17 protein-coding genes, 2 tRNA genes, 1 pseudogene and 1 riboswitch are annotated in these 20,595 nt (G+C 68.6%); of the genes and pseudogenes, 3 read left to right on the top strand and 17 right to left on the bottom strand.

Annotated features, from left to right (window positions below; genetic code table 11):
* The first annotated feature begins 138 nt into the window (after positions 1–138).
* Positions 139–342, top strand: a complete 204-nt coding sequence (locus AC50YM_RS19925) for a hypothetical protein (protein WP_494958662.1) — start codon at positions 139–141, stop codon at positions 340–342.
* 72 nt (positions 343–414) lie between these two features.
* Here the strand turns inward: AC50YM_RS19925 and AC50YM_RS19920 are convergent, their stop codons facing one another.
* From AC50YM_RS19920 to AC50YM_RS19905, 4 genes are all read right to left on the bottom strand, one after another.
* Positions 415–1,617, bottom strand: coding sequence for an ROK family transcriptional regulator (locus AC50YM_RS19920; protein WP_494958664.1), 1,203 nt, complete (start codon positions 1,615–1,617; stop codon positions 415–417).
* Positions 1,618–1,753: 136 nt separating this feature from the next.
* Positions 1,754–2,935, bottom strand: a complete 1,182-nt coding sequence (locus AC50YM_RS19915; RefSeq protein WP_494958661.1) for a class I SAM-dependent methyltransferase — start codon at positions 2,933–2,935, stop codon at positions 1,754–1,756.
* Positions 2,936–2,960: 25 nt separating this feature from the next.
* A complete protein-coding gene (locus AC50YM_RS19910; protein ID WP_494958660.1) occupies positions 2,961–4,130 on the bottom strand; it encodes an NAD(P)-binding domain-containing protein in 1,170 nt (389 codons plus the stop codon).
* A 6-nt stretch (positions 4,131–4,136) separates the two neighbouring features.
* Positions 4,137–4,490 (bottom strand): zinc ribbon domain-containing protein YjdM, encoded by a 354-nt coding sequence (locus AC50YM_RS19905; RefSeq protein WP_494958659.1) that lies wholly within the window; start codon positions 4,488–4,490, stop codon positions 4,137–4,139.
* Positions 4,491–4,576: 86 nt separating this feature from the next.
* Here AC50YM_RS19905 and AC50YM_RS19900 point away from each other — a divergent pair.
* Positions 4,577–5,058, top strand: a pseudogene (locus tag AC50YM_RS19900) (DoxX family protein).
* Positions 5,059–5,236: 178 nt separating this feature from the next.
* Here AC50YM_RS19900 and AC50YM_RS19895 read toward each other — a convergent pair.
* The 13 genes from AC50YM_RS19895 to AC50YM_RS19835 form a co-directional block, all read right to left on the bottom strand.
* A tRNA-Ala gene (locus AC50YM_RS19895) sits at positions 5,237–5,309 on the bottom strand.
* Between the two features lie 235 nt (positions 5,310–5,544).
* A tRNA-Ala gene (locus tag AC50YM_RS19890) sits at positions 5,545–5,617 on the bottom strand.
* Positions 5,618–5,758: 141 nt separating this feature from the next.
* Complete coding sequence (gene rsfS / locus AC50YM_RS19885; RefSeq protein WP_494958658.1) at positions 5,759–6,160, bottom strand: ribosome silencing factor; 402 nt, start codon at positions 6,158–6,160, stop codon at positions 5,759–5,761.
* Between the two features lie 87 nt (positions 6,161–6,247).
* Positions 6,248–7,402 (bottom strand): hypothetical protein, encoded by a 1,155-nt coding sequence (locus tag AC50YM_RS19880; protein WP_494958657.1) that lies wholly within the window; start codon positions 7,400–7,402, stop codon positions 6,248–6,250.
* A gap of 253 nt (positions 7,403–7,655) precedes the next feature.
* Positions 7,656–8,300, bottom strand: coding sequence for a nicotinate-nucleotide adenylyltransferase (nadD, locus tag AC50YM_RS19875; protein ID WP_494958663.1), 645 nt, complete (start codon positions 8,298–8,300; stop codon positions 7,656–7,658).
* Positions 8,301–8,355: 55 nt separating this feature from the next.
* Positions 8,356–8,595: a hypothetical protein gene (locus AC50YM_RS19870; protein ID WP_494958656.1), complete on the bottom strand. Its 240-nt coding sequence runs from the start codon at positions 8,593–8,595 to the stop codon at positions 8,356–8,358.
* Between the two features lie 80 nt (positions 8,596–8,675).
* Positions 8,676–10,082, bottom strand: a complete 1,407-nt coding sequence (locus tag AC50YM_RS19865) for a glutamate-5-semialdehyde dehydrogenase (RefSeq protein ID WP_494958655.1) — start codon at positions 10,080–10,082, stop codon at positions 8,676–8,678.
* Between the two features lie 26 nt (positions 10,083–10,108).
* Positions 10,109–11,323 (bottom strand): glutamate 5-kinase, encoded by a 1,215-nt coding sequence (gene proB, locus AC50YM_RS19860; RefSeq protein ID WP_494958654.1) that lies wholly within the window; start codon positions 11,321–11,323, stop codon positions 10,109–10,111.
* A complete protein-coding gene (obgE, locus tag AC50YM_RS19855; protein ID WP_494958653.1) occupies positions 11,313–12,902 on the bottom strand; it encodes a GTPase ObgE in 1,590 nt (529 codons plus the stop codon). Before obgE ends, proB begins: the two co-directional genes overlap by 11 nt.
* A 116-nt stretch (positions 12,903–13,018) precedes the next feature.
* Positions 13,019–13,282, bottom strand: coding sequence for a 50S ribosomal protein L27 (gene rpmA, locus AC50YM_RS19850; RefSeq protein WP_120949928.1), 264 nt, complete (start codon positions 13,280–13,282; stop codon positions 13,019–13,021).
* A gap of 60 nt (positions 13,283–13,342) precedes the next feature.
* Positions 13,343–13,651 (bottom strand): 50S ribosomal protein L21, encoded by a 309-nt coding sequence (gene rplU / locus AC50YM_RS19845; protein ID WP_282380108.1) that lies wholly within the window; start codon positions 13,649–13,651, stop codon positions 13,343–13,345.
* Between the two features lie 352 nt (positions 13,652–14,003).
* A complete protein-coding gene (locus tag AC50YM_RS19840; protein WP_494958652.1) occupies positions 14,004–15,647 on the bottom strand; it encodes a bifunctional hydroxymethylpyrimidine kinase/phosphomethylpyrimidine kinase in 1,644 nt (547 codons plus the stop codon).
* A riboswitch (TPP riboswitch) is annotated at positions 15,639–15,734 on the bottom strand. Its footprint overlaps the gene before it by 9 nt.
* Positions 15,735–15,838: 104 nt before the next feature.
* On the bottom strand, positions 15,839–19,282 hold the full coding sequence (locus AC50YM_RS19835) for an Rne/Rng family ribonuclease (RefSeq protein WP_494958651.1): 3,444 nt from the start codon (positions 19,280–19,282) through the stop codon (positions 15,839–15,841).
* A gap of 473 nt (positions 19,283–19,755) precedes the next feature.
* Here AC50YM_RS19835 and AC50YM_RS19830 point away from each other — a divergent pair, with 473 nt between their 5' ends.
* A complete protein-coding gene (locus AC50YM_RS19830) occupies positions 19,756–20,430 on the top strand; it encodes a vitamin K epoxide reductase family protein (protein WP_494958650.1) in 675 nt (224 codons plus the stop codon).
* Positions 20,431–20,595: the final 165 nt, after the last annotated feature.

Here is a 20,595-nt window from a genome sequence, read left to right as displayed (position 1 = left end):
GGTCCCTTTTGGGTGTTTGGTGGTGGGAGTGGGTTGTCCCCTCCCCCCCCCACAGGCCATCCTATCCAAGCCCGCGCCGGGAACTTCGGCAATGGGGAGCCCTCCACATTTGTGCCTGCGCAGGACTATCCTTTTGCCATGATCCAGCTTCCAGCCAGCTACCAGGAGTATCTCGCCGGCAAGAGCGAGAGTTTCATCAACACGGTCCGGCCGATCCTGATGCAGTCGGCGGCAGACAGGTCGCACGGGGTCCGGGTTTCCTACAACCCCGGCCCCACCGGCCACCAGGCGCACGTGGACGATTCGATCCCGTTCGGCACTGTCGTCGAGGACATCGACTGAGGGCCTAGTCCCGGGCCGCTGCCTTGTCCTGGTCCGCCAGGGCCAGGCCACCAGGGGCCAGGCCTTTCGGCGCTAGTCCCCCAGCAGGAGCCGCTGCGAGCGGGGTGCCAGGGTGTGTTCCAGCACGAGGCAGGCCGCCCCGACCGCGCCGACATCCTCGCCGACGCCGGTGCCGACCACCTCGATCTCATGGATCTTCCGGGTGGCGCTGCCTTCCCGGACGAGCTCCGGGATCCGTTCGAGGTAGCGCTGCGACAGGCAGGTCCAGAACGGTCCCCCGAAGACCACCCGGTCCACGTCCAGGACGTTGGTGACGGTGGAGACCGCCCGGGCAACAAGCACTGCGGAGCGGTCGATGATGTCCGTTGCCCTCGGGTCGCCGGCGCCGGCGGCGGCACACAGTTCGAGGAAACTCTCCTGCAGGGCGGGACCGGCGGCGTGTTCGAGTGGTCCGGCCAGCAAGCCGGCGTCGACGGCCTGGGCCACCAGCACCTGCGGAATGGAAGTTGATTTGATGCAGCCCCGCAGTCCGCAGTCGCAGGGTGCGCCGTCAGGGTCGACGATGATGTGCCCGATTTCGCCGGCGTTGCCCGAGGTGCCGCGCACGACTTCATCGTTCAGCACGATGCCGCAGCCGATTCCGGTGCCCATGTACATAAAGACGAAGCTGCCGGCGCCGCTCGGTCCGCCAGCCCAGGTCTCCGCCACGGCGGCACTCGTGACGTCCTTGTCGACGATGGTGGACAGGCCGGTGGCGGCCGCGAGGGCGTCGCGGAGCGGCACGCGGTCCCAGCCGAGCAGGAGCGGCGGGTCCACGACGGTGCCCTCCTCGAGATCGATCGGGCCAGGCGTGGCGATGCCCAGGCCTGCGATCCTGGCCGGGTCGACGCCGGAATCCGAGATGAGCTGCTTGATTTCTGCGGCGATGGTGTCGATGACGGCTCCGGCGTCGGTGCCGGCCGGGGTCTTGATCCGCGAGTGCTTGACGACGGCCCCGACCAGGTCCAGCACCACAAACGTTGTGACGGCGGGGTCCAGGTGGACGCCCACGGCGTACAGTCCGGTGGAATTGAGCCGGAGCATGGTCCGGGGTTTGCCCGGTCCGGTGCCTTCCTTGCCGGCCTCGTAGATGAGCTCCTGGTCCAGCAGCCGGCGGGAGATGTTGGAGATGGTCTGCGGGGACAGACCCACGATCTGGGCCAGCTCAACCCGGCTCAGCCCGGCCGGGGAACGCCGGATGGCGTCGAGGATCACCGTGAGGTTGAAATCCCCCATCCGGGGCAAATTGGTTCCGCGCCGCGGCGAGGGCTGGCGGATCTCAGACACTGATAACCCCTAAACGTCTTTGGCTGGGCACTGCTTATGTCAGAATCGTACGTTACGCCCACGTAAGCCACCCACGTGCGCCGCTTCACACTTCGGCGGATTTCCGGATGCTGGCGGTCACGGTGAATTTCGGGTTCCTGCCAACCTCCCGGGTCGGGCCGATCAGCCGCTGCAGCGCAGGCTGGTAGTGCAGGTGGCTGTTGAACACCGTCCACAGCTCCCCGCCGGGCGCGAGGACGCGTCCGGCCGCCTCGATGAGTTTGAGGCCGGCGCCGGCATGCACCGCCGCCCCGGTGTGGAAGGGCGGGTTCAGCAGGATCAGATCGGCATCCCCGGCCGGCAGCAGCTCCATGGCGTCGTCCTGGCGGACGGTGATCTGGTCGGCGAGCCCGTTGGCTTCCGCCGTCGCTTTGGCGGAATCGACGGCGGCCGCGGACTGGTCGGTGGCCGTGACGGGGGACCCCGGGTTGCTGCGGGCGTACATGGCGGCGAGGATCCCGGTGCCGCAGCCCAGATCGACGGCGTGCCGTGCGGCCGGCATCTGCGGCAGGAACTCGAGCAGGAACCGGGTGCCGATATCCAGCCCGGTGCCGGCGAACACGGCGCCGCGGGCGCAGACCGTCAGTCCCAGCTCGGTGTTGTGGTCGGTGACGGGGAATTTCGGCGGGCCATCGGCGGGCCGGGGACCGCGGGCCAGCAGGACCCGGGATTTTTGCCGGGCATGCTGGGGCTGGACCTCGCCGAAGTGGCGTTCGAGCACGGCGTTCATGCCCAGGCTCATGTGTTTGACCCGGCCGCCGGCCAGCAGCATCACGTCGGGGGCCGCGTGGCGGGCGACGGCGTCGGCAATCTCCTCCAGCTCCGCGAGGGACTTGGGCAGCTGGAGGAGCACCAGATTCGCCCCGGACAGCAGCCCGGCCCCGAGCGGCAGCTGGTCGAAGCCGGCCTCGATCCCGAGCGTCGCGGCGTTGCGGCGGAGGGCCCGCTCGCCGGTGATGAGGTCCTGGTGCACCCGGACCGGAGCGTTCCCGCCGCCGGAGGCGAGAGAGCCTAGGCCGAGCGCGATGGCGCCGAGGGTCAGCGCACCGTAGCGGTCCCCCACGACGGCGATGCTGCTGCCGGGCTGCAGGATGCCGGCAGCCAGCAGGTCGACGGCGGTGTCCAGCAGGAGCCTGTCGGTGGCGTCCCAGGCCTGCAGGTTGGCCGCTTCCACGTCGGGGTACCTGGACAGCCGGGAGAAGAGGGTTTCAAGAGTGTCGTCCGCCACGCGCGAGCTGCCGCCTTTTTGTGAGTCAGGGTGTTGGGGCCAGGAGGTTGCGGGCCCCTGCAAACTTATCCTGCTCCCCCAGGAAATGCATGATGCCGGCCACCGCGGTCCGGCCGGCGCGGTTGGCGCCGATGGTGGAGGAGGACGGCCCGTAGCCGACCAGGTGGACCCGCGGCTCGGCGGCGACCTGGGTGCCGTCCATGGCGATCCCGCCGCCGGGGCCGCGCAGGTGCAGCGGGGCGAGGTGTTCCAGCTCCGCCCGGAAGCCGGTGGCCCAGAGGATCACGTCGGCGGCCAGGAAGCTGCCGTCCGCCAGCCGCACTCCCCCGGGTTCGATGGCGCTGAACATGGGTCGGCGCTCCAGCGCGCCCCGGGCGGCGGCCGCGCGCAGCGCCGGGGTCCAGATCAGTCCGGTCACCGCGACGACGCTTTGCGGCGGCAGGCCCTGCCGGACGCGCTCCTCGACGAGGGCGACGGCGTCGTGCCCGGCCTGCCGGTCGAAGGCGGCGTCCCGCCAGACCGGTTCCCGGCGGGTAAACCAGCTGGTGCTGGTGATCTGGGAGATTTCGTCGAGCAGGCCGACGGCGGAGATGCCGCCGCCGACCACGATCACGTGCCGGCCGCGGAACTCCTCGGCGGAAACGTAGTCCGCGACATGCAGCTGCCGCCCGTGGAATGCAGCCTGGCCGGGGTAAATCGGCCAGAACGGGCGGGTCCAGGTCCCGGTGGCGCTGATGATGGCCCGGGCGGACCAGCCGCCGCGGGAGGTGCTGATCCGCAGCCGCCCGGCCGGATCGTTGTCGTCCCGGGAGACGGCGCGGACCTTGACAGGACGTTCGATGGCCAGTGCGAGCTGGTCCTCGTAGCCGCCGAAATAGCGGGTCAGGAAACTTGAGCTGGCTTCGGCCGGGTCGACGGCGGGCTGCGGGATGCCGGGCAGGTCGCTGATGCCGTTCACGGTGGCCATCAGGAGGCTCTTCCAGCGGTGGCGCCAGGCGCCTCCGGGCCCTTCTTCGGCGTCGAGGACGGTATAGGTCCTGGCCGGCGCGCCCGCGGGGGCAGGATCATCCGGTCCGGTCCCCGCCGGGACGAAGCCCCGGCGCTGCAGGTGGTAGGCGGCGGAGAGCCCCGCCTGGCCGGCGCCGATCACCACAACGTCGGCGGACCGGACCGGGCCGTCGATCCCTGTTGGCACGGGGGCTCAGATCTTCTTGACGACGCTGGATTTCAGCTGCATGGGCCCGACGCCGTCGACCTTGCAGTCGATGTCGTGGTCGCCGACGCCGTTGACGAGCCGGATGCCGCGGACTTTGGTGCCGACCTTGATGACGGTGGAACTGCCCTTGATTTTGAGATCCTTGATGACCGTCACGGTGTCCCCGTCGGCGAGGATGTTGCCGACGGCGTCCTTGATCGGCTTTGCTTCCTGGTCCGCGGACTCCGGCTCCGCGGCCGGCGACCACTCATGCGCGCACTCAGGGCAGACCAGGAGCGCCCCCATTTCGTAGGTGTACTCGCTGGAACATTCGGGGCACGGGGGCAGGGTCTCATTCACGTCCCCAATATTAGTCGAGCGGGGCCGGCCAGGGCCTGTGTGGCTGCATTGCTAAGCTGGCCCAACCCCAGCGAAGGCGGCATCACATGGCTCATCCCCCGGTTCGATCCGGCCGCGCTCAATCCGGCTGCGCGGACTCCCGGCTGCGCACGGGATTGCGAACTGCAGGCCGGCTGGTGCTTGGCGGATTCATTGTTCTGGCCGGCATCAGCCACCTCTGGTGGAGCCGGGAGGCGTTCTATGCGCAGGTGCCGGCCTGGCTTCCGCTGGACAAGGATTTTGTGGTGGTCGCTCGGGACTGGTGGAGATTGCCCTGGGCCTGAGCCTGCTGCTGCTCCGGCGGAGGCGGGTTGCCGTGGGCTGGATTGTTGCGGCCTTCTTCGTGGCAGTGTTCCCGGGCAACATCTCACAGTTCGCCACCGGAACGGATTCGTTCGGCCTCAATTCTGACCTGAGCCGCGGAGTACGCCTGCTCTTCCAGCCGCTGCTGGTGCTCTGGGCGCTGTGGTGTACGGGGGCCTGGGTGGCTTGGGCAGCCCGGCGGGAGAGCCGGCGCCGCGGCAGGTGACCCCTCCTGGCCTGGACACCGGACGGCGGTCTTCGTCGTCCGGGGCGCCTTTGGGCACGATTCCGGCCCTCGGGTCCGGCGGCGTGTTGGTGTCCAATTGCCCCCGGACCGCATCCGACGGGCGCAACGTTACCCGCAAAACAAAGGAGGCCCTGCTCAGTGAGCAGGACCTCTTCGGTGGAGCTGAGGGGACTCGAACCCCTGACCCCCTGCATGCCATGCAGGTGCGCTACCAGCTGCGCCACAGCCCCGAATTTGCCGGGGGAATCCGTCCCGCTATGGACCGTCTTCCCTGAAGCAACCTGTTTATCTTAAACCACATTTCCGGTTCACGCTAATCGGCACGCCCGCCGGTGACAAAAGAGCCGGTTAGCAGCCAAAAGGGCCGGCACGCCGCTGATTTGAGGAACGGGACACTAATTCAGATCACAAAATGAGACCACAAAAAAATCCGCCGGAATCTTTCGATTCCGGCGGATATTCCGGTGGAGCTGAGGGGACTCGAACCCCTGACCCCCTGCATGCCATGCAGGTGCGCTACCAGCTGCGCCACAGCCCCGAATTTTCGTTGCTCCGACTCCGTCTGCTTGCGCTTTCGGCTCCGGCTCTTTGTCCGGATCTCTCCGAAGCAACTCAAATATCTTAGAACAGCCCGCTGGAAAATTCCAAATCGGGCATATTCTGCTTTTGCTCCTGGCTGCTACTCCGAATCGGCTGCAGCGGCGGCCTTCGCCGAGGTGTCGTCGCCGAGCTCCAGGTCCACGACCGGGCAGTCCTTCCAGAGACGTTCCAGGGCGTAGAAGACGCGGTCTTCCTCGTGCTGGACGTGGATGACGATGTCGCCGTAGTCGAGCAGGACCCAGCGGCCGCCGGAGCGCCCTTCACGGCGGATCGGCTTGAGCTCGAACTTGGAGAGCTCGTCCTCAATGCCGTCGACGATGGCGTTGACCTGGCGCTCGGACGGTGCCGACGCGATCAGGAAGATGTCGGCCAGGGCCAGCCGCTCGCTGACGTCCATCGCGATGATGTCCTCGGCGAGTTTCTCCGCGGCAGCTCGGGCTGCGTGGCGGGCTGTGGCGATGGATGATTCTGTTGCAGTCACGGGACTCCTTGTTGGGGTGAAAAGCTTGTGTTGTGAAAATGCGTGGAGCGGCCTGCTGACAGGACAGCGCGGCCGGAATGGAGCTGACTAGCCGGAGAGGCCGGTGATGATCAGCGTGATGCCGGCGATCAGCGCGATCAGGCCCAGGGCCAGCACCGCCAGCTGTACGAGTCGAAGGCGGCGCGCCCGGCCGAGGCCTGCCGTGGCCGCGTCCAGGGGGTCGAGCCCGTAGGCGGAATTCGCTGCGACAGGGCCCCTGCCGGTGAAGTCTTCTTCTGACAAGGCTGGGGCGTTGGCAGCGCTTGGCCGGGTTGTCGCCTCACCTGCGGTTGCCGTGGCAGTTCCGCCGGGTGCGGCGGCGTTGGCAGCGGCTTCGGCCCGGGCCAGCACTCCGGCGCGGCCGGCGCTTGAACCATCACCGCGCTGGCGGAAAGGCGCCGGACGCCGGTTGCCCGACTTCCGCGCGGGCTCCACCCGGGGACCCGGGTGGGTGACGACCGGTACGTAGGACGTGGCAGGGCGCTTGAGGACGGGCCGCTCCACGCCGGGGACCTGGACGAACTCCAGGGGTGTGACCATGGCCAGGTTGTTGGCCGTGGTGGGATCATTCCGCGTTGGTTCCGGTGTGCTGTTCTGCTCGGCCAGCTTCTGCTTCGCGGCGGCCCGCCGGTTCAGCACGGCGGCCCGTTCGGCCAGGGCGATCTGCTCCGCCAGCACGTCGGGGTCCACGGCGTCGGGGTCGGTTGCGTTGATATGCTCCATTTTGGCCAGCTGGTTCTTGGCCTGCTCGGCCAGGAGTTCCCTCGCGGCCAGGGCCTGTTCCACGGTCATTCCCTCGGGAGCCTGACCGCCGCGGCGGTCGGGACCTGCGTCGGCCTTCTGAACGGTGCCGGGCGCACGAGTGTTGGCCTTCTGCCCGGCGACGCTGGCGCCGGCGGCGGGAGCCGTGGCGCCCGGAGCGGGCTCCACCCCGGGTTGGGTACCGGGGCCCTTGCCGGGCCGGGGCACGATAGGGGTTGCGCGGGTCCGCGGCGAGGCGGGAACGATCAGGTTGGCGGAGGTTGCCGGGGCAGTTTCGGCGGCCAACTGCAGCAGCCGCAGCTGGCGCCGGGTGAGCGGCCCGCCGCCGGCCAGATTGCCCTCTTTTTCGGCAAGTTCCTTGATGGTGCGCAAGCTGGCGCGGTCCCGGGCGCGGACCTGTGAAGACCGCTCGGCGCCTGTGGTGCTGCGGATGGAGTCCACGGGACCGGGAATTCGACGGCGGCCGGTCACTTCTGACTCTGCCGGCTCGTCTGGCTTCACGGGGTGGGGCAGCGGCGGAGCGGCGGCGGGCGGCGGGCTGGCAGGGTTTTTCGAGGCCGGGCGATCGGAGGCAGGGCGAACCGCACCGGGACCCGGCCTACCGGCGTCCTGGTTCGCTTCCAGGCGTTCGTCTCTGGCCTGCCGCAGTTCGCGGCGGCTGCGGATCGGTGGCTGTTCCTGACTCATGGCAAACTCATTCGGTGCTGGCGGGTTGGGCTATCTCGGTGCTGCGATCATAGCGTGCGGCGCCATTGCCGGCGGAGGTGTCCCCGGCGTCCGGGTCGCCGCCGTAAAGTCGGTATTTGGCGATGTACTGGACCACGCCGTCGGGGACGAGGTACCAGACGGGGTTCCCGTCCGCCACCCGGGTGCGGCAGTCGGTCGAGGAGATCGCCATGGCGGGAACCTCGAGCAGGCTGACGTCCTTCCGGCCCATTCCGTCCAGGACGTGGCCGGGACGGGTGACGCCGACAAAGTGCGCGAGGGACCACAGCTCGTCGATGTCCTTCCAGGACAGAATCTGCGCCAGGGCGTCGGCTCCGGTAATGAAGAACAGGTCCGCCTCGGGACGCAGCGTATGCAGGTCCCGGAGCGTGTCAATCGTGTACGTTGGCCCGGGCCGGTCCACATCCACGCGGCTGACGGTGAAGCGCGGGTTTGAGGCTGTCGCAATGACGGTCATGAGGTACCGGTGCTCGGCCTCGCTGACCTTTTTGCTCATCTTCTGCCACGGCTGGCCAGTAGGCACGAAGACCACTTCGTCCAGGTCGAACTTGGCCGCGACCTCGCTGGCCGCGACAAGGTGGCCGTGGTGGATGGGATCGAACGTGCCACCCATCACACCCAGACGCAGGCGGCGCTGGGCGCCGCGCTGCGTCACGGTGGCGGAAATATTAGTGCCCTTGGCCGTGGTCGTGCTTGTTGGGGTGCTGGCGGTGCGGGTCGGCATGCTCCTCGACGGCTTCGTGGCGCCTGCCCAGGTTGCCGTAGGACAGCGTAACGAACAGCAGGACCATCAGGATCGCGAATATTGTGCCACCCACCACCAGCGGGGGCGCGATAAGCGGAGCGAGTTCCTCGTGGCCTGTTCCGCCGGCGGCGGCGACGATTGTGGCGATCTGCTGCGACAGCATGTTCTCCCCTAGTGAGTTCAAGAAGTGATGACGGCGGGTATCCCCGCCGTTCCGGAGTTCTGTTCCATGTTACAGCGTTACTAGGCCCTGATCTGGCCCTCGCCCTGGACGATCCACTTGGTGGTGGTCAGTTCGGTCAATCCCATCGGCCCGCGGGCGTGCAGCTTCTGGGTGGAGATCCCGACCTCGGCACCCAGTCCCAGTTCGCCGCCGTCCGTGAAGCGGGTGGACGCGTTCACGATCACGGCGGCGGAATCAACTTCCGCAATGAACCGCTCGGCGTTGCCGAGGTCGTTGGTCAGGATGGCTTCGGTGTGGCCGGTGGACCAGGTGCGGATGTGCTTGACGGCGTCGTCCAGGCTGTCCACCATTGCCACGGCGAGGTCCAGGTCCATGTATTCGGTGGCCCAGTCCTCCTCGGTGGCGGGGACCGACTCGACCGAGGCCGGCAGCGCGGCGCGGATCCTCGCGTCGGTGTGCAGGGTGACACCGGCGGCACGCAGGGCCGCAGCGACGGCCGGCAGCACCCTCGAGCCGGAGTGGACCAGCAGGGTTTCGACGGTATTGCACACGCTCGGCCGCTGGGTCTTGGCGTTCAGCAGGATCTCCACGGCCATTTCCTCGTTCGCGGAGGCGTCGATGAAGATGTGCACGTTGCCCTCACCGGTCTCAATCACGGGGACTTTGGCGTTGGTCACGACGGACTGGATCAGCTCCCGGCCGCCGCGGGGAATCAGGACGTCGACCCGCCCGCGGGCGCGCATCAGGGCGTTGGCCCCTTCCCGGCCGTACTGGTCGACGCTCTGCACGGCATCAGCGGGCAGTCCCACCGAATCGAGGGCATCGCGGAGCACAGTGACCAGCGCGGCGTTGGTGGCTGCGGCGGCAGTTCCACCGCGCAGGATAACGGCGTTGCCGCTCTTCAGGCCGAGCCCGGCGATGTCCACAGTGACGTTGGGGCGCGCCTCGTAGATTGCGGCAACGACACCCATGGGCACGTTGATCTGGCGCAGCCGCAATCCGTTGGGGAGGGTCTGGCCGCGCACCACGTTGCCGACCGGATCCGGCAGGTTGGCGAGGTTCTCCAGGGCGGCGGCGAGGCTCTGGATGCGGGGGCCGGTGAGGGTCAGCCGGTCCAGCAGGGCAGCGGACGTACCGTTGGCTTTGCCGGCAGCGACATCCTTGGCGTTCGCGGCGAGGATCTGGGCCTTGCGCTCCAGCAGTGCGGCCGCGATGGCGCGCAGCCCGCGGTCCTTCCAGGCCCGGTTGGCGCGGGCCATCCTGCGGGCGGCCTGACGCGAGCGGTCGGCGATCGCGTGGACGGCAGCCTCGACGTCGGCTGCGCCGGTTTCCGCTGAGCCGGTTTCCGGGGCCGTTTCCGGGCCGGCCTCACGGCTGCGGTCCGCCGCCCCGGCCGCGGGGAGCAGACCAGTGGCGAAGAGCTTGTCGGCGAGCACGGCGGAGCGGGGGGTCAGGGCCTCAGTCATGCTTCCAGTTTAGGCGAGCGGGACGCTCAGACCAGCACCAGATCGTCAACATGAACAACCACACGGTCATATCCGCGTCCGAGCGCCTTGCCCAGCTCCCGCGTGGAGCGGCCCAGCATCTGCGGCAGTTCGGCAGCGCCGTAATTGACCAGGCCGCGGGCAATCACCGTCCCGTCGGGTGCGACCATCTCCACGGCGTCGCCGGCCTCGAAGTGTCCGTGCACGGCGGAAATGCCGGCCGGAAGCAGCGAGGTGTGGCGGTCGCGGACGGCCGCGACCGCGCCGTCGTCGAGCACCAGGGTGCCTTCCACGGAGGCGAGGTGCGCCAGCCAGAGCAGCCGGACCGGTTTGCGGGAGCCGTTGATGGAGAACCAGGTGCCGACATCCTGGCCCGCAAGGGCGGCGGCGGCGTTCCCGGTGGAGGTGACGAGGGCGGGGATACCGGAGCCGGCGGCGATGGTCGCCGCTTCGACCTTCGTGACCATTCCCCCGGTGCCGGTGCCCGCTTTGCCGGTGCGTCCGATGGTGACACCCTCAAGATCCTGCGGACCCGTCACATGGGCGATCCGCCGGGCGCCGTGCGCGGGCGGCCCGTCATAGAGCGAGTCGACGTCGGAGAGCAGCACGAGCGCGTCGGCGCGGACCAGGTGGGCCACCAGGGCAGCGAGCCGGTCGTTGTCACCGAAACGGATCTCGTGCGTGGCGACAGTGTCGTTTTCGTTGACGACGGGCACGACCCCGAGGTTGAGCAGCCGGTCGAGGGCGCGCAGGGCGTTGGTGTGCTGGCTGCGGCGCATGAAGTCCTCGGCGGTGAGGAGCACCTGGCTGACGGTGACGCCGTGGGCGCCGAAAGCGTGTGTGTAGCGGGCCATCAGCAGGCCCTGGCCCACGCTCGCGGCCGCCTGCTGGGTGGCGAGGTCGCGGGGGCGCTTCGCGAGGCCCAGCGGGGCGAGCCCGGCGGCGATCGCGCCGGAGGACACCAGGATGATCTCGGTGCCGGCGTTGCGCTTGTGCGCGAGGGCGTCGGCGAGGTCGGTCAGGGCTTCCTCGGAGATGCCGCCCTTGATCGAGGTCAGCGAGGACGAGCCGACCTTGACCACGATCCGGCGGGCTCCGGAGAGCACGGACCGGTCCGGCGGCGGGGTGTCCGCGGCCGGGCGGTGCTCCGGGAGGACCGCCGCGGCGGGGGCCGCCGTTTCAGCAACAGCCGCGGCAGGCACAGTGACGGCTTTACTCGTCATCTGTTTCGCCCAGTCCACTCTCCTTGAGCGGCTTGGCGACCCTGCGGCTGCTGACGGATTCGGTCCAGATGCCGGCCTTGCGCTCGGCTTCGAGTTCGGCGCGGGCCGCGGCCTTGGCCTCGCGGCGTTCGACCTGCTCGTCGCGCTTCTGCCCGCGGGTGGGCCGGTCGCCAATGTCGGCGAAGCGCACGTCGGTGCCGCGCGGTGCGGCCAGCAGTTCGGCGCCGGCCATCATGGTCGGCTCCCAGTCGAAGACAACACCGTCGTCCTCGCCGATAACAACCATGTCGCCGGGCTTGGCGCCCTGCTTGAAGAGTTCATTTTCGACGCCGAGCTTCGCCAGGCGGTCGGCGAGGTAGCCGATGGCTTCCTCGTTGGTGAAGTCGGTCTGCTTGACCCAGCGCACCGGCTTGTCGCCCAGTACGCGGAACAGCGGCTCCAGGTTCTTCTCTTCGCGGCGGATCTTGAAGCCGGATTCGTTGACCGCGCGGGGCTTGAGCACCGGTGCGTGCACCTTCGGCGGGGCAGCGGCGACGGCGTCGCGGGCAGCCTGGACGATCTCGCCCATGGCGAAGCCCAGCTGGCGGAGGCCCTCGTGGCTGGTCGCGGAGATCTCGAAGACCTTATAGCCGCGGGATTCCAGTTCCGGGCGCACGAATTCGGCCATGTCCTTGCCGTCCGGCAGGTCCACCTTGTTCAGGGCGATGAGGCGCGGGCGGTGGTTCAGCGGGACGACTTCGCCGTCGGAGCCCGCGAAGCTCATGTCCACGACGTACTTTTCCAGCTCGGCCTCGATGACGGCGAGGTCCGAGAGCGGGTCGCGGTCCGATTCGAGGGTTCCGCAGTCCAGGACGTGCACCAGGGCGGCGCAGCGCTCGACGTGGCGCAGGAAGTAGTGGCCGAGGCCCTTGCCTTCGCTGGCGCCCTCGATCAGGCCGGGGACATCGGCGATGGTGAATCGCACCTCGCCGGCCTGGACCACCCCGAGGTTGGGGATCAGGGTGGTGAAGGGGTAGTCGGCGATCTTGGGCCGCGCGGCGGACATCGCGGCGATCAGGCTGGACTTGCCGGCGGACGGGAAGCCGACCAGGGCGATATCGGCAATGGACTTCAGTTCCAGGACGACGTCGGCGGCGTCGCCTTCGATGCCGAGGAGGGCGAAGCCGGGCGCGCGGCGCTTCTGCGAGGAGAGCGAGGCGTTGCCCAGCCCGCCGATGCCGCCGGCGGCCGCAATGTATTCGGTGCCTTCACCCACGAGGTCAGCGAGGACCCGGCCGTCCTTGGTCTTGACCACGGTGCCCTCGGGAACCGGGAGGATCAGGGTCTCGCCGTGCTTGCCGCCGCGCCAGTCACCCATGCCGGGGCCGCCGTTGGTGGCGTGGCGGTGCGGGGCGTGGTGGTAGTCCAGCAGGGTGGTGGTCTGCGGGTCGACACGGAGGATGACGTCGCCGCCGTTGCCGCCATTGCCGCCGTCGGGACCGCCGAGCGGCTTGAACTTCTCGCGGTGAACGGAGACACAGCCGTGGCCGCCGGTACCGCCGGATACGTGCAGTACTACCCGGTCTACAAAGCTCGCCACGTGGATCTCCTCAGTGCTGTTCCCCGGGCCTCAAAGACGCCCAGGATGATTGTAATGCGGTTAAAACACCGGTGGAGCGGACCTAATGGCCCGCCCCACCGTTTTAAGACTTGTTGTTACTCTGCAGCTGCAGCAGTCACAATGTTCACGACGCGACGACCGCGGCGGGTGCCGAACTCGACAGCGCCGGGGGTCAGTGCGAACAGGGTGTCGTCGCCGCCGCGGCCAACGCCGGCGCCCGGGTGGAAGTGGGTGCCACGCTGGCGGACGATGATCTCGCCTGCGGAAACTACCTGGCCGCCGAAGCGCTTGACGCCGAGGTACTGGGCGTTCGAGTCACGACCGTTGCGAGTGGAACTCGCGCCTTTTTTATGTGCCATTTGGAAATGCCTGCCTTAAATTCTGGGGAACCTGCTGAAGACCTGAACAGTAACGAGTAGTTACTTGATACCGGTGATCTTGACCTTGGTCAATTCCTGACGGTGACCCTGGCGCTTCTTGTAACCGGTCTTGTTCTTGAACTTCTGGATGACGATCTTGGGACCGCGAAGGTCCTCAAGGATCTCAGCCGTAACCTTTACCTTGGCCAGGTCCGTAGCTGCAGACGTGACCTTGTCACCATCCACCAGGAGCAGTGCGGGCAACTCAAAGGTGCTGCCGGCTCCACCGGGGACGCGGTTCAGGGTAACGAAGTCTCCAACGGAAACCTTCTCTTGGCGGCCGCCTGCGCGGACAATCGCGTACACCACTGGGGAACTCACTTCTCTCGACGTTTATTACTAGATTTGCGTGCGGAACCTGGGTCCAAAGTTTCTGGTCCGGCTCACGCTGTGCCTCTACGCCGGTGGGTTCCCCGGGGGGACCCATGAGCTATCCCGTGGACAATCGCACTCGAAATCGAGTGGAGCGTCCTCAAGGTCATAACCCAAGTGTTGGCGTAAGCACCGAAGATCTAGACTACGCTAATTTTGCCTTCGGCCGCAAATGAGGCTGGTTCCGACGTGAAATACGTGGTAGGCGCCACTCTGTATGGACAGAGCCTGCCGTAACGAGTTCCGGAACCGTGCCCACCTATCGTACAGGCTCCGCGGACCCCCGCCGTCAGGCGTGCAGCCGCGGCGCGTCGAAGAAGTCGACCTCGTAGCGGGCGGACTGCCGGAAGGCCCGGGTCATGGCGTCCCGTTCCCCGGCCGACGCCGCCCGGGCCGCGGCGTCGGTGTAGGCGATTGCCTGCCGGGTGGCGGCGGCGAACTCCGCATCGGCATAGGTGCGCAGCCACACCGCGTAGGGATGCGCGTCCGGCGCGCCTGCTGCGAGGAACTGCGCGTGCAGGCTCTCCCCCAACTCGGCGTAGAGCCAGAAGCACGGCAGCACGGCGGCCACCAGCACGCCGTAGCTGCCGGCCGAGGCGGCCAGCAGATGGTCCAGGTAGGACCGGGTGACCGGCCCGGGGGTCACCCCGGCGGTGCGGGTGCCCAGCCAGGTCCGGTGCAGCTCGGATTCCACTTCGAGGCAGTTCTGCGCGGAGCGGAGCCAGAAGAGCTGTTCGGCCTCGGTAGGTGCGATGGCTGCGGCCCGGGCCAGGACCCGGGAATAGCCGTTCAGGTACAGGGCGTCCTGGCTGAGGTAGTAGGCGAAATCCCGCTCCGGCAGCGACCCGTCGGCCAGGCCCCTGATGAAGTCCAGCCCGTGGATCGCGGCCAGGTCGCCGGTGGCGGCGTCCCGCAGCGCGGCGGCAAATTCACCCTGGGCCGGTACCCGGCCGGCGCCGGAGTGATCTTCGGTCTGCTGCTGGACGTGGTGGAAGTGGTGCACCGGGCCGTTGCCGGTGCCTACGTCGAGCCGGTCGGAGGTGCGCAGGGCCTCCCGGAGCCAGGGCTTGACCTCGCGGAGCGCGGCCTCCCAGTCCCCCGTGCCGGCCTGTCCGATGATTCTGGCCTGCACCGTGGCGATCGCCGAGGACAGCGAGCAGCCGGTGCCGTGGCTGTTGCGGGTGGGCACGCGCTCCCCCGGCACCACAATGAGGTCCCGGGCCAGGAGCCCCCCGGTGTTGATCAGCGCGTCCGGGCAGCCGGCGCCGTCGGGATCTCCGGTCCCGCCGCCGCCGGGGAGCCGGCCGCCGTCGAGGTGGCCGCCGCCGCCGGGGAGCCGGCCGCCGTCGAGGTGGCCGCCCTTCACCAGGACCGTGGTGCCGGTCTGGGCGGCGAGCCGCTTGCCCTGTTCCAGTGCCCCGGCCCAGTCCTCGGCGACCGTCTCCCGGAGCAGGATGGCGAGTTCGGCGAGGTTGGGCGTGAGCAGGTCCGCGTACGGCAACAGCGCGTGCAGGGCCGCCTCCGCGGATTCCTGCAGCAGCCGGTCGCCGCTGGTCGCCACCATCACGGGATCCAGGACCACGACGCCGGGGCGGGACTTCGCCAGCCAGCCGCGGACGGCGTCGATCACGGAGGCATCCCCCAGCATCCCGATCTTGACGGCGTCGATGCTGATGTCCTGGCTGAGGGCGTCGAGCTGGGCGGTCAGGAAGTCCGCCGGCGGGACGTGCACGGCGCTGACGCCGCGGGTGTTCTGCGCGGTCAGGGCGGTGATCGCTGCCATGCCGTAGCCACCATGCGCGGCAATGCTTTTGAGGTCGGCCTGGATGCCTGCGCCGCCGGAGGGATCGGAGCCGGCGATCGCCAGCACCCTTGGGATCCGCGATACGGGCGCGGCAGGGGCGGGCGGGAGAAACGATGGGGCGGCGGTCATAAGAGACATCCCTTCGCCGGTGCTAACCGGACAGGTTCAACGGGTTTGGATCTCAGCCGGCTCGATGCGGCACCCCGTGTCAGGATCCAGCCTAGCCGGGTCCGTTAACGAAGCCGCGGGCACGGCCCGAACCTGGCGTATTGCTACGCGGTCCGGACCGCACCCGCGGCCTGGTTGAACTGTTTCTGCCGTTAGAGCTCGGAAGCCGGCACGCCGACACCGAGGATGATCGGCTCGCTCGCGGCAGGCTTGGCGGCCGGCAGTGCTGCCGGGACCTTGGCCTCGTGCACCGAGACGGGCGCGGCCTGCGGGGTTTCCCTCCGCTGTTCCACCGAGGTCTCGTTCGCTGCGCCCTGGGCGCGGCTGGCGCTCCGGTTGCGGCGGCCGCGGCGGGCACGGGAGGTGCCGCCCGCGGTGTCTGCCTCGGTCTGGGAACCCGGGGCCTGGGCGCGTCCCGGGCCGGTGCCGCCGGCGCGCGCCGGAGCTGCCGCTGCGGTCCGGGCGGCCGGGGCTGCCTTCGCCGCCGGCTCCGGGGCTGCTGCCGGGGCTGCTCCGGTGGCTGCGGCCTCCGGGGCCGCCTCGGTTTCACCCAGGTGGGCGAAGGCCTCGGTCAGCAGGTCCAGGGTGAGGGCGGGGGCACTCGCCTGGTCGGCGTGCTCGACGAAGGGCAGGGCGACCTGCTCACCGCCGAACGTCAGCACGGCGGCAGGGCGGCCGGCTGCCTCCTCCGACGCGGCCAGCTCGACCACTGCATCGACGGCGGCCTGGCGGGTCCGGGCATCGACAGCGGTGGCTGTCTCGCCGTCGTGCAGGTGCGCGGCGTGCGCCGCAGCGGCGATGTTCGCCAGCGCGGCGCGGGTTGCCTCCGCCTTGGCGTGGCGCTCGGCCTCGGTGGGCTCCGGGTGGACTGCTGCCGGGACGGACTGCTCGTCCGTGCCCTGGCCGCCCCTGCCGCGGCGTCGGCTCTTGCGTTCGGTACGTTCGGTGCGTGCGGCGGCGGGCTGGTGCTCGGTCCGCGGGACGTGGTGCTCTGCGGCCACCACGTTGGCGCGGCGGTGCTCCACGGGCTCGTCGTGGGTGACGATGCCGCGGCCGTCGCAGGTTTCGCACTGCTCGCCGAAGACTTCCAGCAGGCCGGTGCCCATCCGCTTGCGCGTCATCTGCACGAGGCCCAGTGAGGTCACCTCGGCGACCTGGTGCTTGGTCCGGTCCCGGCCCAGGCATTCGACCATGCGGCGCAGCACGAGGTCGCGGTTGGATTCGAGCACCATGTCGATGAAGTCGATGACGATGATCCCGCCGATGTCGCGGAGCCGGAGCTGCCGGACGACTTCCTCGGCTGCTTCGAGGTTGTTCTTGGTGACGGTTTCCTCAAGGTTTCCGCCGCTGCCGGTGAATTTGCCGGTGTTGACGTCCACGACGGTCATGGCTTCGGTGCGGTCGATCACGAGGGAGCCGCCGGAGGGCAGGAAGACCTTGCGGTCCAGGGCCTTGTGGATCTGCTCGTCGATGCGCCAGGCCGCGAAGATGTCCGTGTCCTTGGTCCACTTCTCCAGCCGGCCGACGAGGTCGGGCGCCACGTAGGTGACGTAGGCCTCGATGGTGTCCCACGCCTCCTCGCCGGAGACGATCAGCTTGGAGAAGTCCTCGTTGAAGACGTCACGGACCACCTTGATGGTCAGATCGGGTTCGCCGTAGAGCAGTTCGGGGGCGAGGATCTTGGTGGAGGTCGACTGGCCTTCGATGCCTTCCCACTGGGCGCGGAGTCGGTTGATGTCGTGCGTGAGCTCTTCCTCGGACGCACCCTCGGCCGCGGTGCGGACAATGACGCCGGCGTGTTCCGGCAGCCGGTCCTTGAGGATCCGCTTCAGCCGGTTGCGCTCGACGTCGGGCAGCTTGCGGGAAATGCCGGTCATGGAGCCGCCGGGTACGTACACGAGGTAGCGGCCCGGCAGTGAGATCTGGCTCGTGAGGCGGGCACCCTTGTGGCCGACCGGGTCCTTGGTGACCTGGACCAGCACGGAGTCTCCGGACTTCAGCGCGTTTTCGATCCGGCGCTGCTTGCCCTCCAGGTTGACGGACTCCCAGTTGACTTCACCGGCGTAGAGCACGGCGTTGCGGCCGCGTCCGATGTCAACGAAGGCGGCTTCCATCGACGGCAGCACGTTCTGGACCTTGCCCAGGTAGACGTTGCCGATCAGGGAATCCTGCTGGGTCTTGGACACGAAATGCTCGGCCAGGACGCCGTCCTCGAGGACGCCGATCTGGATTCTGTCGTCGCGCTGGCGGACGATCATCTGGCGGTCGACCGATTCGCGCCGGGCCAGGAACTCAGCCTCGGTAATCACGGTGCGGCGGCGGCCGGTGTCGCGGGATTCGCGGCGGCGCTGCTTCTTCGCCTCAAGCCGGGTGGAGCCCTTCAGGGACGTGACGCGGTTGTTGACCGGCGCCTCGGTAGCCGCACGGGGTGCCCGGACACGGGTCACCGTGTTGGGCGGATCGTCGTCTTCCCCGCCGGTCAGTTCCAGGTCCTGCTCACCACGGCGGCGGCGACGGCGACGGCGCGAGGTCACGCCGTCCTCGAGCGGCTCCTCGGAACCGTCCTCTTCTTCGTCTCCCGCGGCTTCGGAGTCGTTTCCGGCCCCGGCCTCGGTGTCAGTTCCGCGGCCGGTGCGGCCGCGGCGGCCGCGGCTGCGGCGCCGACGGCGGCTGCCGGCGTCTTCGCCGTCCTCACCGTCTTCTTCTTCGTCGTCAGTTTCTGCCACGGCTGCTGCGGACGCTGCGGCGGGGGCCGGGCGCACGACGGCGGTCAGGTCGGGAGCCTGGAAGATCATCGAGGACAGCGCGCCGGGCTCGAGGAAGAGCGAGGCGGCGGAGCGTGCTTCGGCGGCCGCGGGGGCTCCTGTTGCTTCGGTTACTGCGGGGGCTTCGGCGGGGGCTTCTGTTGCTTCGGTTACTGCGGGGGCTTCGGCGGGGGCTTCTGTTGCTTCAGTTGCCTCGGCTGCCGGGCCCGCGGACGGGGCGGTGCGGCCGGTCCGGCCGGTGCGTGTGCTGCGGGAGGTACGGGCGCTGCGGGCGGGGGCAGTGTCAACGGCGGCGGGTGCCTCCGGCGCTTCTGCCGGGGCGGCCGCGGAGGCTTCCTCTGCCGCGGTCTGGGCGGTCGGGGCCGCCGCGGGGGCTCCTGCCTTGGCGCGGCCCACGCGGCGCCGGATCGGCTTCTCAACTGGCGCCTCAGCGCCCACTGCCGAAGTCTCAACTGCCGGGGTCACGGCGGTGGGAGTTTCGGCTGCGTCGTCAGCGAACGCAGGAAGGGGTGCGGCCGGTTCGGCGACCTTGCGGGCCCGGGACCGGCGGGCGGGTGCCTTGGCCTTGGCTTCAGCGGCCGGGGCCTCCGCGCCCTCGGCGGGAACCGCTGCGTCTGCTGCTGTTCCGGTTACTGCAGCTGCTGCGTCTGCGACGGCGTCTGCTTCAATTGCGGTACCTGCGTCCGCTGCGGCGCCGGTCTTCGGCAGCGCCTTGCGGCGGGCCCGGACCGGCCGCTTCGGCGGCGTGGCTGCAGCTGTTGCCGTTTCTCCGGCCGCTTCGTTCGTGACAAGCGCGTCTTCGTTGCCTGTTACAACCTGGTCATTATCCATATGTGGCGACACTCCTGCCCCTGACGTGCCGCCACATCCGGCACCCGTTGGGGCAAATATTTGTCAACACCCGCAGGCATTGACAGAAGTCAATTGGATACCCTCAGGTTCGCACCGGCAGTGGGGTGCGGCAGCCCTGGAGGGCCGGCGGAATTGTTCTGAAACCCGTTGATCTACACGCCACAACCAGGTGCCGTCCAATGGCATTGCGGGACAGCCCGGATCAGAGGATCCGCAGCTCCCTGCTCATCATTGGCGGTCTTGGGAACAAAGTCGCCGGACCGGAATCCGGATGTGGATCGGGTTCCAGCCACGATCATTGTCTCACATGACCTGTCAAAGCAGGCGTAAGCAAGTCATCCGGCTCACACCGTGTGCCGAATGACTGGTGAGGGCCGACGCTTCCCGGGCTTCCTTCAGTCTCCGGCGATAGAATCGGACCAGTTGCACCCGACCCGAAGGACATCGATTTCATGCCCAGCATCTCCAGTGCCACCGGCGAGGCCGCCGTGCAGCAGCAGCACGTCTCCAGTACGTCCACTCCGGAACGTCCGCTGCCTCCGATGACCCGCGACCGCCCGTTCGCGTGGCTCCTGCTGATCACCGGCGTCGTCGGCTGGCTTGCCTCCGGGACCCTGGTGCTGGAAAAGCTGGAGGTCCTCAAGGATCCCAGCCACGTGACCGTGTGCGACGTGAACCCGTGGATCTCCTGCGGCCAGGTTATGCAGACGTGGCAGGGGTCGGTGTTCGGCTTCCCCAACATGTTCATGGGCATCGTGGCGTTCGCGGTTATTATCACCACAGCGATGGGCATATTTGCGGGGGCTACGTTTGCCCGCTGGTACTGGCTGGGCCTGCAGGCCGGCGTGACCCTGGGCTTCGCCTTCGTGGTGTGGCTGTGGTCGCAGGCGCTGTACTCCATCCACATCCTGTGCCCGTTCTGCATGGTGGTCTGGGGTGCGATGATCCCGCTGTTCGTCTGGGTCACCGTCCGCAACGTGACCCACGGCGTGATCCCGCTTCCGGCGGGCCCCACCAGGATCCTGGGCGACTCCGGCTGGATCATCACCGCACTGCTCTACGTCGCCGTGGTCGCCACCATCTTCTTTGCCTTCATCCAGGTCTTCATCGGTACATCCGGCTACTAAACGCACCTCCGCGCCGCATAACCCTTCCCGCCGCATGTCCCTCCCCACAACCGCCGCTCAAACGCCGCCGAGGTGAAAGTTAAGGGCCATGGTTTTTTTGAACATGGGTCTTCACTGTTCCCCCGGTGGGGGGGGGGGTGGCGGGGGGGGGGGGGTGGGTGGTCC

The sequence above is a fragment of the Pseudarthrobacter sp. RHLT1-30-1 genome, assembly GCF_059383415.1.
This window is presented reverse-complemented; position numbering and strand designations above follow the sequence as displayed.

What these genes read in the sequence shown, in the direction of transcription:
- AC50YM_RS19925 (WP_494958662.1), top strand. Translation starts at nt 139, where the DNA reads ATGATCCAGCTTCCAGCCAGCTACCAGGAGTATCTCGCCGGCAAGAGC.
- AC50YM_RS19920 (WP_494958664.1), bottom strand. Translation starts at nt 1,617, where the DNA reads ATGGGGGATTTCAACCTCACGGTGATCCTCGACGCCATCCGGCGTTCC.
- nadD (WP_494958663.1), bottom strand. Translation starts at nt 8,300, where the DNA reads ATGGGTGGCACGTTCGATCCCATCCACCACGGCCACCTTGTCGCGGCC.
- AC50YM_RS19870 (WP_494958656.1), bottom strand. Translation starts at nt 8,595, where the DNA reads ATGCTGTCGCAGCAGATCGCCACAATCGTCGCCGCCGCCGGCGGAACA.
- AC50YM_RS19865 (WP_494958655.1), bottom strand. Translation starts at nt 10,082, where the DNA reads ATGACTGAGGCCCTGACCCCCCGCTCCGCCGTGCTCGCCGACAAGCTC.
- proB (WP_494958654.1), bottom strand. Translation starts at nt 11,323, where the DNA reads ATGACGAGTAAAGCCGTCACTGTGCCTGCCGCGGCTGTTGCTGAAACG.
- rpmA (WP_120949928.1), bottom strand. Translation starts at nt 13,282, where the DNA reads ATGGCACATAAAAAAGGCGCGAGTTCCACTCGCAACGGTCGTGACTCG.
- AC50YM_RS19840 (WP_494958652.1), bottom strand. Translation starts at nt 15,647, where the DNA reads ATGACCGCCGCCCCATCGTTTCTCCCGCCCGCCCCTGCCGCGCCCGTA.
- AC50YM_RS19835 (WP_494958651.1), bottom strand. Translation starts at nt 19,282, where the DNA reads ATGGATAATGACCAGGTTGTAACAGGCAACGAAGACGCGCTTGTCACG.
- AC50YM_RS19830 (WP_494958650.1), top strand. Translation starts at nt 19,756, where the DNA reads ATGCCCAGCATCTCCAGTGCCACCGGCGAGGCCGCCGTGCAGCAGCAG.